This window comes from Pseudomonas sp. LjRoot71 (assembly GCF_964253255.1).
Lineage (GTDB): Bacteria > Pseudomonadota > Gammaproteobacteria > Pseudomonadales > Pseudomonadaceae > Aquipseudomonas.
Map to the genome: position 1 here is coordinate 362,570 of NZ_CAXURA020000001.1, position 13,395 is coordinate 375,964.

At 57.3% G+C, this 13,395-nt stretch carries 13 protein-coding genes and 1 pseudogene; 9 read left to right on the forward strand and 5 right to left on the reverse strand.

Annotation, left to right across the window (positions count from 1 at the left end; genetic code table 11):
• Window positions 1–124: 124 nt before the first annotated feature.
• Both ACSQ17_RS01775 and aspS read right to left on the reverse strand, forming a co-directional pair.
• Window positions 125–874 carry a YebC/PmpR family DNA-binding transcriptional regulator gene (locus tag ACSQ17_RS01775; protein ID WP_436067333.1) on the reverse strand — a complete coding sequence of 250 codons (750 nt, stop codon included), beginning with the start codon at window positions 872–874 and terminating at the stop codon, window positions 125–127.
• A 102-nt stretch (window positions 875–976) separates the two neighbouring features.
• Complete coding sequence (gene aspS / locus ACSQ17_RS01780) at window positions 977–2,752, reverse strand: aspartate--tRNA ligase (protein WP_436067334.1); 1,776 nt, start codon at window positions 2,750–2,752, stop codon at window positions 977–979.
• Between the two features lie 292 nt (window positions 2,753–3,044).
• Between aspS and ACSQ17_RS01785 the strand changes: the two genes are divergently transcribed.
• From ACSQ17_RS01785 to ACSQ17_RS01805, 5 genes and pseudogenes are all read left to right on the forward strand, one after another.
• Complete coding sequence (locus ACSQ17_RS01785; RefSeq protein WP_436067335.1) at window positions 3,045–4,163, forward strand: HD domain-containing phosphohydrolase; 1,119 nt, start codon at window positions 3,045–3,047, stop codon at window positions 4,161–4,163.
• Window positions 4,164–4,310: 147 nt separating this feature from the next.
• Window positions 4,311–4,781, forward strand: a complete 471-nt coding sequence (locus tag ACSQ17_RS01790) for a Dps family protein (protein WP_108489828.1) — start codon at window positions 4,311–4,313, stop codon at window positions 4,779–4,781.
• Between the two features lie 102 nt (window positions 4,782–4,883).
• A complete protein-coding gene (locus ACSQ17_RS01795) occupies window positions 4,884–5,954 on the forward strand; it encodes a GGDEF domain-containing protein (protein ID WP_436067336.1) in 1,071 nt (356 codons plus the stop codon).
• 160 nt (window positions 5,955–6,114) lie between these two features.
• A pseudogene (locus tag ACSQ17_RS01800) lies at window positions 6,115–6,387 on the forward strand (cold shock domain-containing protein membrane protein); the annotation flags it as partial.
• Window positions 6,388–6,492: 105 nt separating this feature from the next.
• Window positions 6,493–6,717: a cold-shock protein gene (locus ACSQ17_RS01805; RefSeq protein ID WP_233685204.1), complete on the forward strand. Its 225-nt coding sequence runs from the start codon at window positions 6,493–6,495 to the stop codon at window positions 6,715–6,717.
• 49 nt (window positions 6,718–6,766) lie between these two features.
• On the opposite strand, the gene ACSQ17_RS01810 is transcribed toward ACSQ17_RS01805, so the two are convergent.
• Both ACSQ17_RS01810 and ACSQ17_RS01815 read right to left on the reverse strand, forming a co-directional pair.
• Complete coding sequence (locus ACSQ17_RS01810; protein ID WP_436067337.1) at window positions 6,767–6,973, reverse strand: SlyX family protein; 207 nt, start codon at window positions 6,971–6,973, stop codon at window positions 6,767–6,769.
• 3 nt (window positions 6,974–6,976) lie between these two features.
• Window positions 6,977–7,402 carry an HIT domain-containing protein gene (locus ACSQ17_RS01815; protein ID WP_436067338.1) on the reverse strand — a complete coding sequence of 142 codons (426 nt, stop codon included), beginning with the start codon at window positions 7,400–7,402 and terminating at the stop codon, window positions 6,977–6,979.
• Window positions 7,403–8,170: 768 nt separating this feature from the next.
• Here ACSQ17_RS01815 and ACSQ17_RS01820 point away from each other — a divergent pair.
• The gene (locus ACSQ17_RS01820; RefSeq protein WP_436067339.1) at window positions 8,171–9,475 is read left to right on the forward strand and encodes an OprD family porin; all 1,305 of its coding nucleotides are present in this window, start codon (window positions 8,171–8,173) and stop codon (window positions 9,473–9,475) included.
• Window positions 9,476–9,570: 95 nt separating this feature from the next.
• Here the strand turns inward: ACSQ17_RS01820 and ACSQ17_RS01825 are convergent, their stop codons facing one another.
• The gene (locus ACSQ17_RS01825) at window positions 9,571–9,978 is read right to left on the reverse strand and encodes a PaaI family thioesterase (RefSeq protein WP_233685203.1); all 408 of its coding nucleotides are present in this window, start codon (window positions 9,976–9,978) and stop codon (window positions 9,571–9,573) included.
• A 115-nt stretch (window positions 9,979–10,093) separates the two neighbouring features.
• On the opposite strand from ACSQ17_RS01825, the gene ACSQ17_RS01830 reads away from it, so the two are divergent.
• From ACSQ17_RS01830 to ACSQ17_RS01840, 3 genes are read left to right on the forward strand one after another with little or no spacing between them, the layout of a single operon-like run.
• Entirely contained in the window at window positions 10,094–11,809 is a 1,716-nt protein-coding gene (locus ACSQ17_RS01830) for a proline--tRNA ligase (protein ID WP_436067340.1), read from the forward strand.
• A 26-nt stretch (window positions 11,810–11,835) separates the two neighbouring features.
• Window positions 11,836–12,789: a hypothetical protein gene (locus tag ACSQ17_RS01835; protein ID WP_436067341.1), complete on the forward strand. Its 954-nt coding sequence runs from the start codon at window positions 11,836–11,838 to the stop codon at window positions 12,787–12,789.
• 6 nt (window positions 12,790–12,795) lie between these two features.
• Window positions 12,796–13,368: a transglycosylase SLT domain-containing protein gene (locus ACSQ17_RS01840; protein ID WP_436067342.1), complete on the forward strand. Its 573-nt coding sequence runs from the start codon at window positions 12,796–12,798 to the stop codon at window positions 13,366–13,368.
• The last annotated feature ends 27 nt before the right edge of the window (window positions 13,369–13,395 follow it).

Genomic DNA, 13,395 nt, shown 5'->3' on the forward strand with positions numbered 1-13,395 from the left:
AAGCATCATTCATATCGACCCACAACGGCACACCGCTCAGCTCAATGAGCAGCCAGCCACAAAAAAGCCGGAGCGCTCAGGCCAATGACCTGAATACCTCCGGCTCTGCTCTACCCGTAACCACTCAGCCAAGCTGTTCCATAATCTCGTCAGGAATCTCGGCGTTGTGATAGACCTCCTGCACATCATCGAGGTCTTCGAGCATGTCGATCAGCTTGATGACTTTCTGCGCAGTTTCCAGGTCGGTAATCGGTGCACTGATCGACGGAATCATGGCGATTTCCGCCTCTGCCGCCTTGAAGCCGGCCGCATGGAGCGCCTCGTTGACGGCATGAAAGTCAGCAAAGCTGGTGGACACCATTGCCGAGCTGTCTTCGGCCATTTCCACATCGTCGGCACCAGCCTCCAGCGCGGCCTCCATCAAGGCATCTTCGCTCACACCGACAGCAAAGCTGATCTGCCCCTTGCGATCGAACATATAGGCCACCGAACCATCGGTACCCAGGTTGCCGCCACACTTGGTAAAGGCGTGACGCACTTCGGCCGCGGTGCGATTGCGGTTGTCGGTCATGGCCTCGACGATGATCGCCACACCACCCGGCGCATAGCCTTCGTAACTCAACTCGGCAACGTTGTCGGCTTCGTTATTACCAGCACCGCGGGCGATGGCGCGATCGATCACGTCGCGCGACATATTGTTGGTCAGCGCCTTGTCCACCGCCAGGCGCAGACGCGGGTTGTCCGCCGGGATCGGACCACCATGCTTGGAGGCGACGGTCAGTTCGCGAATCAGTTTGGTGAAAATCTTGCCGCGCTTGGCGTCCTGACGCCCTTTGCGGTGCTTGATGTTGGCCCACTTGGAATGACCAGCCATAACTCACTCCGGTTGTTTCATATCCGATTTCGAGGCCTGAGAGTGCGAGTCTCGCAGGCTCTATAAAGAAGAAGCCTGGTAAACCAGGCTTCTTGTGACGCTTTATTCCGCTTTCGGCTGCTCGCGCAGGCGAATGTGCAGTTCACGTAGCGACTTGTTGTCCACCTCACCCGGCGCCTGAGTCATCACGCAGGCCGCGCTCTGGGTTTTCGGGAAGGCAATCACTTCGCGGATCGACTGCGCACCGGTCATCAGCATCACCAGGCGATCCAGGCCGAAGGCCAGGCCGCCATGGGGCGGCGCACCGAACTTCAGGGCGTCAAGGAGGAAGCCGAACTTCTCCTGCTGCTCGTCTTCACTGATGCCCAATACGCGGAACACGGTCTGCTGCATGGCCTTGTCGTGGATACGGATCGAACCGCCGCCCAACTCGGTGCCGTTGAGCACCATGTCGTAGGCACGCGACAGCGCCGCCGCCGGGTTGGCTTCAAGCTCAGCCGGGGTGCACTTCGGCGCGGTGAACGGGTGGTGCATGGCGGTCAGGCTGCCATCGTCGTTTTCTTCGAACATCGGGAAGTCGACAACCCACAGCGGCGCCCACTCGCAAGTCAGCAGATTGAGATCGTGACCCAGCTTGATGCGCAGCGCGCCCAGGGCTTCGCTGACGATCTTGGCCTTGTCGGCACCGAAGAACACGATGTCGCCATCCACTGCACCGACGCGATCAAGGATCACATTGATGTTGTCCAGTGGGATGTTCTTGACGATCGGCGACTGCAGGCCATCCACGCCATTGGCACGCTCGTTGACCTTGATATAGGCCAGGCCTTTGGCACCGTAGATGCCTACGAACTTGGTGTACTCGTCGATCTTGCTGCGCGGCATGCTCGCCCCGCCCGGCACGCGCAGCGCGGTCACGCGGCATTTCGGGTCGTTGGCTGGGCCGGCGAAGACTTTGAAATCAACGTCTTTGAGCTGGTCGGCAACATCCACCAGCTCCAGCGGGTTACGCAGGTCCGGCTTGTCAGAGCCGAAACGACGCATGGCTTCGGCCAGGGTCATGTGCGGCAGCTCGCCGAATTCGACGTTGAGCACTTCCTTGAACAGCTGGCGAATCATCTTCTCGGTGATGGCCATGATGTCGGCCTCATCGAGGAAGCTGGTTTCGATGTCGATCTGGGTGAATTCCGGCTGGCGGTCAGCACGCAGGTCTTCGTCACGGAAGCACTTGGCGATCTGGTAGTAGCGGTCGAAGCCCGCGACCATCAGCAGCTGTTTGAACAGCTGCGGCGACTGCGGCAGCGCGAAGAAACTGCCGGCGTGGGTGCGGCTCGGCACCAGATAATCACGCGCGCCCTCAGGGGTGGCACGGGTAAGAATCGGCGTTTCCACATCAAGGAAGCCGTTGTCATCCAGATAACGACGAATGCTGCTGGTGATGCTCGAACGCAACTTCAACTTGGCTGCCATTTCCGGGCGACGCAGGTCGATAAAGCGGTAGCGCAAGCGGGTTTCTTCGCCCACATCTGTGTATTCGTTGAGTGGGAACGGAGGAGTTTCCGCTTCGTTCAGCACTTGCAGCTCATAGCCCAGCACTTCGATCGCGCCGGACGCCATGTTGGCGTTACCGGCACCGGCCGGACGCAGACGCACCTTGCCGGTGATCTTGACCACGTACTCGCTGCGCACTTTATCGGCAGTGGCAAATGTCTCAGCGCGATCCGGGTCGAATACCACCTGAGCCAGACCTTCACGGTCACGAATGTCGAGGAAAATCACCCCGCCATGGTCACGGCGGCGATGTACCCAACCGCAAAGGGTGACTTCCTGGCCGTCCAGGCTCTCGTTCAGTTGGCCGCAATAATGGCTGCGCATCATGGTGGTAGTCGCTTCTCTTGAGTCTTGAATTCGTTGGGCCGCAATGACTGCGACGCTCGTTGGCCGGACAACCGGCTGGCGCAGGCGCCATTTTCCGCAATTGCGCTGCCTTTCAGGGGTACTAACGACCAGCGGCGCATGCGCAACCGCCTGCCAGCGCCCACAAAACGCGGCAAAGCGCGGGATTATATATGGTTAGACCGCCACTTGCAGCCGCCGGCCCACGCGCTTTTGCCAGCTCTTTCTATACTCAGACGTGCAGCGCCCTGACCATCGAGATAGGAAGAGGCTTATGGCCACGCCGAATCTGGCAGAAATACCCAGCGACTTACTGGCCGATTTTCGCCTGGAGTCCAGCGAACAGTTTCAGCGCTGCGAGCAATTGCTGATCGAACTGGAACACACGCCCGGTGACAGCGAACGCCTGCGTGAGCTGTTTCGCCTGGTGCACACGCTCAAGGGCAACCTTGGCTATATCGGCCTAGACGCACTGATGAAGGTGCCACAAGCCATGGAGGATGTGCTCGCACGCCTGCGCGAAGCGCAGCTCGATTTCGACAGTTTGCTCGGCGACATCCTGCTGCTGACCCTTGACCACCTCAAAGAGCAGATCCGCCACGCCCTTGGCGGCGCCGAACCGCAGCTCAGCCCAGCACAGAGCAAGGCCCTCACGCAGGCGCTCAGTGCCCTGGCGCTCGCCCCAAACACTCAACAAACCGGCATTCGCAGTGCCCTATTGCAGCAACTCGACCCCAGTTCACGCCCACCTGCCAGTATCGCGACCGCCGAGCCGGAAGCCGCCGAATTGCTCAGACACTACGGTATCGAGGCAGACGCCGACCTGTTGTTCTTTGTCGATTTGATGCAAGCCAGCGAACGTCGCTCGCACTTCTGGCAAGGACGCGGCCTGCGTCAGCTCGACCTGGGCCTGGCGATCAACCAACGCGGCGGCAGCCCCGAACACCCCGAACAGCTGGCCGCCGCCATCTGCCTGCATGATCTCGGCATGGCCTTTCTGCCGTTGGAGATGCTGCACAAGGAGGCGAACTTCACTCGCGAAGAACGCCGGCAGATGCAGTCACACCCGCGCCTGGCCTACGAGCTACTCAAACGCATGCCGCGCTGGGACGCTGCTGCCGAAATCACCCTGCAGCATCAGGAACAGGCCGACGGCAACGGCTATCCAAAAGGACTGAAAGAAATCGAGATCAGTCCAGGCGCCTTAATCATCAGCATCGTCGATACATTTGACGCCCGCACCCATGAGCGTGCTCATCAAACCTTGAACAAGCGCCCGCTGCTACGTGCCATCCTTGAAATCAACAACCTGGCTGGGCGGCAGTTCAGCGCACACTGGGTTGAGCTGTTTAACCAGACACTGCAACAACAACCAGAGCTGGCGCACCGCTAAACGCCCGGAAATTGAACCCACGCCAAGTAATAGCCTCCAATCATCACTTTCATTGATATAAACCACGATAAAGCTCGGTAAAGCCCATGGTAGTCTCTGCCCATTAATGGGCAGCCAAGCCCCGAGCCACCTGAGAGGAGAAATGGTATGGAAATCAATATCGGAATTGCCGAGCAAGACCGCGCCGCCATCGCCGAAGGCCTGTCACGCCTGCTTGCCGACACCTACACCCTGTACCTGAAAACCCACAACTTTCACTGGAACGTCACCGGCCCGATGTTCAATACCCTGCACCTGATGTTTGAAGGTCAGTACACCGAACTGTCACTGGCCGTCGACCAGATCGCCGAGCGTATTCGCGCCCTGGGCTTTCCGGCACCTGGCACTTACGCGGCCTACGCCCGCCTCTCCTCCATCAAAGAGGAAGAAGGCGTACCGGCGGCCCAAGACATGATCAAACAGTTGGTACAAGGTCAGGAAGCGGTCGTACGCACCGCGCGCGGTATTTTCCCGCTACTGGACAAGGTCAGCGACGAACCGACAGCGGATTTGCTGACGCAACGCATGCAAGTCCATGAAAAAACTGCCTGGATGCTGCGTAGCCTGCTGGCGGCATAGGTAAATCACGTAAAAGGCCCGTTTCTACGGGCCTTTTGCTAGGCGCTTGAGCGGCAGCTGTTCTATGCTTTGGTCAATTGCAACTTGGCCACAGTGACGTGCATGAACAAACCCGCAAAAGCCCCCAGCGTCCTGGAACTGTTCCCCGAAGAAACCCGCGATGCAGCGGCGCTTCTGAAGAAAGCAGTCCCCCTGATGATGCGCCACGATATTCCACCGAACCCGGTGCATTACGCCCTCTGGTACACCTACAGCAAGGGCCTGGAACCCGAACTCAACCGCCGCCTGGACAAAACCGTCGCCGACTTTGACAGTTTCCCTCCGGAAACTGCGGCCAAGCTGTTTCGTGACTACATCATCCATGGCGAACTTGAAGAAGCCCGCGCCGGCCAGCAACAGGTCATCGAATTGGTCGACGATATCGAAGGCAATGTGTCACGCAGCATCCTGGGCAGCCGCAACTACCAAGTTAGCCTGGAACATGGCCTCGCCGCCTTGCAGGAACCGATCATTGATGACCTGCCCAATGTGCTCAACGAACTGCAGCAAAGCACCCAGTTAATGCAGGATCAGCAGGACAAATTCCTCTACCGCCTCAACGCCGCGCAACAGGAAATCAAAAGCCTGCGCAGCCAGCTGGAGCGTGCGCACATCGCCGCGACACTGGACAGCCTGACCCAGGTATTCAACCGCAACGCCTTCAGTCGCCTGCTGGAGCAGACCTTGAGCAGCGAACACGATGGCGTCGCCCTGGTCATGCTGGATATCGACCACTTCAAACAATTCAACGACCAGTACGGCCATCCCCTGGGCGATCGCGTGCTACAGCATGTTGGCCAGCTACTACGCGATATGCTCCCGGCACGCGCAATCGCCGCGCGTTATGGCGGCGAAGAGTTCTGCATCATCCTGCGCGACTGCTTTGATGCGGCAACCGTGCATACCTTTGCCGAACAATTGCGCCTGAAAATCCAGTCATTGCGCATCAAGGTGCGCCGTACTGACGAAGTACTCGACAGCATTACCGCCTCTTTCGGCTATGCCCTGGCAATCCCTGGTGACACGCTAGAGACCCTGCTGACCCGCGCTGATGACGCGCTCTATCAAGCCAAACGCGACGGCCGCAACCAGGTAACCCCCCCCCCAGCCAAACAGCACTCAGCGCCTGATTGAGAACCCCACCTCTTTACTGTTAAATACGCCCCGTGCCGCCGGGCCACCTCCATGGTTCGGCGTATAGGCTGGCTTCACGCGCTCTACTCCCTCCCGCAACAGCAACTACGCGCAACCAGCTCTTCCTGATGATTATTTGAATTAAGCGAGCCCATCGAACATGTTGAAAATTGTCCACCTTCTGACCGGCGCACTTGCTCTACTGCTTTCTTTTGCACCCTCCTTACGCGATACCCCTGAATCACTGCTGCAACAACCCGAGGCTCTGTGCCTTGCCCTGTTCGGTTTCCTCAACCTGCTGCTTGCCCCACAACTGCCAATCTGGCATGCCGGCCTGCGCCATCAGGCACAAAACCTGGTTTCCGCACTGCTGGTACTTGGCACACTGCTGCAAACACTGATCCTGCTCGCGCCACTGCCGCAGATTGCCAGCCAACCCGCCAGCCTGTTCAGCCTGATCATCATCGCCACCGCCATTGCCATCCATCTGGCTACCAACCTGCGTCTGAAATCACGCAGCGCCTCCAGCACGCAAGACCTGGGCGACCGCGAAACAGGCACCGTCAAATGGTTCAACACTTCCAAGGGTTTCGGCTTTATCTCCCGCGACTCGGGTGACGATATCTTTGTTCACTTCCGCGCCATTCGTGGCGAAGGGCATCGCGTTCTGGTTGAAGGCCAGCGCGTTGAATTCGCAGTCATGCAGCGCGACAAGGGTCTGCAAGCCGAAGACGTAATCGCCGCATTACCGACACGCCGCTAACCCTTAAATGAAAAGGCCCGCACAATGCGGGCCTTTTCATTTGATCAGATCAGTAATGCGGTGGTGGGGCTTCACTCTCAGCCTGCCCAAACTGCGAACTCACCTCATCCTGCCGTTTAACCAACGCCGCAACCTGCATCTGCAAACGCTCAATCAAGCGCTGCTGCACCACCAACTCATCATTGAGTGCCTGAATCGTGTCGTCCTGAAAAGCCAGACGGCTTTCCAGCTCATTGATACGCTCGTCTATGTTCACAAATCAACTCTCAGCAAAATTGAAATCGCCAGTCAGCACCAACCGTAAGCGTACTTTTAATATTGCCAACTGCTTAGCACTGTAGGCCTGTGCAGGATGCCGCCCCCATACTGGCGCCGGCCAGGCAATGTCTTCACGCCGACGCACAATGACATGCATATGCAGCTGACTGACCACATTCCCTAAAGTCGCCACGTTCATCTTGTCCGCAGCAAAACAATCCTTGAGCACCTCAGCCAACCCAGTGGTTTCACGCCAGAGCTGCAACTGATCCTCTGCATCCAACTGAAACAACTCACTGACATCCTCACGGCGCGGCACCAGGATAAACCAGGGGTACTGCACATCATTCATCAGCAACAAACGGCTCAGTGGATAATCGCCCATCCAGATAGTGTCCTGCTGCAAGCGCGCATCGAGTGCAAACATAATCATTTCCCTTGCTACAAACTCAGAATGTGGGTACCGCAATCACTTATAACCGCATAAACCGCTCAACTTTCGTTGCACAGAAATAAAAGCAGAACAAATCGAAAATAACCGTCTGTTGCCGTACCCCAGCCACTGCACAAAGGATACGCCGAAGCGCCACAACCAACACCTGCCCCAGCAAAACCATCACGCACCAAGAGGCAGCACACCCCACATGCACCACAGGGAGGCGCACCAAAATTGTTCCCTTCGGTAATCCCTCACAACATGCCACTGATGGCAGACCAGCCTCACTACAAGCCTGTGCCAAGCCATAGCGGAAAGCAGTTCACAGAAAAGCCTGCCGGCCCATTAAAAAACAGAAATAACCACTGAAAATTTCAGGAAAAACCAACGCAAAGCCCGAAAACACTGGACCCCAATCACTGCAACACAAGAAAATTCCGAGTTTTTCGATTTTGAGCATGACTATTGCTATACAAACCCTGACAAATCGCACTGCACCGTTTGGCAGCCCCAGGCCACCAGCGAGCAAGGGCAAAAATCCGTCAGTATTGACTCGCAGCACGCCAGGAACTTCTACAAAATTGCGACATGATTCATAAGCTTTTGCGACACGAGCGTGAAGAAATCGTAATGAATAGATTGCAACTATCGCCAACATTGGCAGCGTGCTATAAGTTACCGCCGACACAAAAAGAAAGAGCCGTCCATATAACAACCAACCGGACGACACAACTTTTCTAAACCAAAGGAGCAATCACGATGCAAGTGATGAAGTGGAGCGTAATCGCCCTCGCAGTAGCAGCGGGCACCACCCAAATGGCAGTGGCTTCCAGCCAGTCCGAATCCAAGGGTTTTATCGAAGACACCAGCTTCGACATCTTCACCCGCGCCCTGTACTTCAACCGCGACTTCCGCAATGGCGACGGCAACGTTGCTGACGCAAATAAGGCGAGCGGCTTCAAGAGTGGTTACCGTGAAGAGTTCGGCCTTGGCGTACGCCTGCTGCTGGAATCCGGCTTCACCCAAGGCACTGTAGGTGTTGGTTTTGATGCTCACAGCCTGAGCAGCGTAAAACTGGACAGCGGCCGTGGTCGCCAGGGCACTGGCCAGTTCGCAGTGACGGATGAAGGCCGCCCTGATGACACCCAAACAGAGGTTGGTGGTGCTATCAAATTCCGCGTATCTGATACCGTGCTGAAACATGGCAACATGTTCACCGCCAGCCCAGTATTTTCTACCGACGACAGTCGCATCCTGCCGGAAGTTGCCACTGGCACCCAAATCGTCAGCAATGAGATCGAAGGCCTAGAACTCAACGCTGGTCGTTTTACCGCACTGAGCAGCCAAACTGCCACCGGTCGCGACGTTAACGACAACGCCCCCCTAACTTCCACCAACCTTGTTGGTGCCAACTACCAGTTCACAGAAAACTTCAGCGCTGGCTACCACTATGCCGACACTGAAGATTACTGGAAAAAGCACTACATCAACGCCAACTACACCATTCCTCTCAGTGATGACCAGTCCCTGAACTTTGACTTGAATGCTTACCGCACCAAGAGCCAAGAAAAGGAACTAGGTGACAAAGTTGACAACAAGCTCTGGAGCCTGGCAGGGGCCTACAACTTTGGCGCCCATACTGTAACCCTCGCTTACCAACAGTCTTCCGGTGAAACAGCCTATAACTACGGCGTGGATGGCGGCGGCACTGTTTGGGTCGCAAACGCCACTACCAGCGAGTTCTGGAGTGAAGACGAGAAGTCTGCACAGGTTCGTTATGACATCGACATGGAGTCATACGGCGTGCCGGGTTTGAGCTTTATGGCTCGCTACATCAGTGGTTGGAACGTAACTTCAGCTGCAGGAACCGATGGTAAAGAGCACGAACTTGGCCTTCAGGCCAGGTATGTGATTCAAGAAGGCGCAGCTAAAGACCTTTCCTTCCGCGTTGCACACAACCTGACACGTGCCGATAGGGTAGCTGCAGCAGGCCCATCCAACGCTCGAGATGGTGATGTGAACGAAGTACGTATCTTTATCGACTACCCACTGGACGTTCTGTAATCCAGTTGTAGTTTGATACTGAAACAAGAAAGCCCGACTTAGGTCGGGCTTTCTTATTGCACGTCTGAACTGTAGCCAGACAAGGAGCCCAAATATTAAATGGGCAACGCATAAGTCCCTGTCACATGCGCTACCAACTCATCTTCATTACCCAATGAATAGACCGAAACTTCGCAAACTGCCTGCCTGCGACTCAATCTCAATATCTGCGCCTCTGCCAATAGATCAATCGGCTTAGGCTTAACCAAGAAGTTGATATTGAGGTTTGACGTTACCGCCATCTCAACCCGCCCGAGGCGACCCAATACAACGGCATACATGGCCGCATCTGCCAGCGCCATGATGGTCGGGCCGGACAAGGTGCCACCAGGACGCACCAGTTTGCTGTGAAATGGCACGCGCGCCAGTGCTCCCTCGCCGTCCAGACGATCAATACACAAGTTGATGTCTTCCGCCATCGGCAACCCTGCACGAATCAGCGCCTGCACCTGCTCTGCCGTCAATATCGACACACTCCCCTCCTTTTATAAGCACACGCCAGCATCCTGTACGCATCTGTACAGGCACCGTACAATGCGGGCCATTGAAAATCTCTTGCAACCGACAGAACAGCCAAATATGCGTACTAGCCAGTTCCTGCTCTCGACTCTCAAAGAAACCCCGTCCGACGCCGTAGTGATCAGCCATCAACTGATGCTGCGTGCCGGCATGATTCGCAAGCTCGCTTCCGGCCTCTACACCTGGCTGCCCATGGGTCTGCGCGTGCTGCGCAAGGTTGAGAACGTTGTACGTGAGGAAATGAACGCCGCCGGCGCACTGGAAGTACTGATGCCTGGTATTCAACCCGCTGAACTGTGGCAGGAGTCCGGGCGTTGGGAACAGTACGGCCCTGAACTGCTGCGTATGAAGGATCGCCACGGCCGTGACTTCTGCGCAGGCCCGACTCACGAAGAAGTGATTACTGATCTGGCACGCAACGAGCTGAACAGCTACAAGCAGTTGCCGATCAATATGTATCAGATCCAGACCAAGTTCCGCGACGAGATTCGTCCGCGCTTCGGCCTGATGCGTGGCCGCGAGTTCATCATGAAGGATGCCTACTCCTTCCACGTTGACCAGGCTTCGCTGCAAGAAACCTATGACCGCATGCACCAGGCCTACTGCAATGTATTCACCCGCCTGGGTCTGAACTTCCGACCTGTGCAGGCGGATACCGGCTCCATCGGCGGTACTGGCTCTCACGAGTTCCACGTGCTGGCCGACTCCGGCGAGGACGATATTGCCTTCAGCGACAGCTCCGATTACGCCGCCAATATCGAAAAAGCCGAAGCAATTCCGCGCGAAAGCAGCCGTGGCGCGGCGACTGAAAGCATGCGCATGGTTGAAACACCGGACACCAAGACCATCGATGCACTGGTGCAGGGCTTCGGTCTGGCCATCGAAAAAACCATCAAAACCCTGATCGTCCACGGCGCCAAAGAAGGCACCCTGGTCGCCCTGATTGTCCGCGGCGACCACGAGCTCAATGAGATCAAGGCTGCCAATCTGGAACAGGTTGCCAGTCCGCTGGTGTTTGCCAATGAAGCCGAGATCCGTGCAGCTGTCGGTGCCGGCCCAGGCTCGCTTGGCCCAGTGAACCTGCCGATTACTTGCATCATTGATCGCTCGGTTGCCCTGATGAGCGACTTCGCTTCTGGCGCCAATATCGACGACAAGCACTACTTCGGCGTCAACTGGGAGCGCGACCTGCCCTTGCCGGAGGTTGCCGATCTGCGCAATGTGGTGGCCGGTGACCCTAGTCCTGACGGCAAAGGCACCCTGGAAATCAAGCGCGGCATCGAAGTCGGGCATATTTTCCAACTCGGCACCAAGTACAGCCAAGCGCTGAACTGCCAAGTGCTGGGCGAAAACGGCAAGCCGGTAATCCTGACCATGGGCTGCTACGGCATCGGTGTTTCTCGCGTGGTGGCAGCCGCCATCGAGCAGAACAACGACGAGCGCGGCATCCTCTGGAATGACGCGCTCGCGCCTTTCCATATCGCCCTGGTACCGCTGCGTTACGAAACCGACGCTGTGCGCGAGGCCACCGACAAGCTGTATGCCGAACTCACCGCAGCAGGCTTCGAAGTGCTGCTGGACGACCGTGACAAAAAGACCAGCCCAGGCATCAAATTTGCGGATATGGAACTGATCGGTATCCCGCACCGCATTGTCGTCAGCGACCGCGGTCTGGCCGAAGGTAACCTGGAATACAAGAGCCGTCAGGAAACCGAAGCCCAGGCCGTGCCTGTGGCCGACATCATGAGTTTTATCCAGGCCCGTATCCGCCACTGATCTCAGCCCTTTTAGCAAGAGTCGTCATGTTCAAGCGAAACACCCTCAGCCTCATTGCCACCCTACTGGGTGGCACCCTGCTACTTAGCGGTTGCGCCAATCATTTGCCGCAACGCAGCGAGCACGAGGAGCGTATCGAGCGCAAACTGCTCGATCACAGCCTGCAGATCGATGTGGGGGAGCCGCGCGTACTGGAGCTGCCACAGCGCCGTGTACGCGTGCATGAACAGAAGACCTTCGAAGTGACAGCCTTCGACGTGACACGCCGTTACGACCGCTATACGCCTTACCAACCCTGGCGCGAACTGTATGAAGTACCGCTCGGGGCACTGGCGATTGTCGGCGGTATTGGCGCAAACGTGATGAATGTGGTGCTACTAGGCAGCCTGCCGGATACCGTCACCAAGGACTGGATCAGTTACGGCTTTGCCGGTATCAATCCGGCGATGAACGTCGAATCCAACGGACGCTCACAGCAGAACCTCGCCAGCCTGGAAGAGCGCCGCCAGGATGCGCGCATGGAGTACTCCAGCCTGCCTTGGGCCGAACGCCCGGTGCAGGTCAAAGCGGGCGAACAGACCCATGAACTGCTCACCGACCGCAACGGCATCCTGCGTCTGAACCTGCTCGACAGCCCATTTGCCGAGCAGGATATGACACGCATCAGCACCCTGCTGCTGACCGTCGAAGATGACCAGGGCTCGGCCCGCGCCGACGCCTCCCTGCTGGTCAGCCGTACCTTGCGCGGCAAGCTGCAGGAAGCCCACGAGCTGATCTATGCCGACCTTGAAGGCGATGACGTGGCCCAATGGGTACATCGGGTCAAGCGCCTGTCGGAACTCGGCCTTGAGGAAGAAGCCAGCGAGCTGGAACAGAGCCTGATCGAACTGACGCGCAATGACCCCGAGCTGCAGAAGATCTTCCTGCTGGCCCTGACCAGGGATGCCGGACGCCTAGTCGCTGACCCCGGCCACGACTGACACCCCATGTGGCCGCGCCTGACCTGCGTCCTACTTGGCCTGCTGTGGTGGGGCGCGAGTCAGGCGGATGTGCGCCAGGCCCCGGAACCGGAACTGCGCGCCCTGCTCCAGCAAACAGTGGCTCAGGCTGATAGCTTTCAGGATCGTTTTGATGCCGAGGTCTGGCTGCTGGATATGTCCACGCGCATGCGTCGCTACATTCCAGATGCAGAGGAACGTCTGAGCCTGTTACGGCTCGTGCATCGTGAGGCCAGCAAGGCGGGTTTGCGCCCTGATTTAGTGATTGCCCTGATTCATGCCGAGAGCCATTTCGACCGCTTCGCCATTTCTTCGGTCGGCGCTCAAGGCATGATGCAGGTGATGCCGTTCTGGAAAGCCGAGCTGGGGCGGCCACATGACAACCTCACTGACAACGCCACCAACCTGCGCTACGGCTGCACCATTCTCAGTTTCTATCTGCGCAAGGAAAACGGCGATCTGAATCGCGCGCTGGCACGCTATAACGGCAGCCTCGGCAAGCACGCTTATCCGGCCAAGGTGGTCGGTTTCTGGCATGACTTCTGGTACGTCAAACCCTAGGATCGGTTAGCGGCGCATAAGCCATCA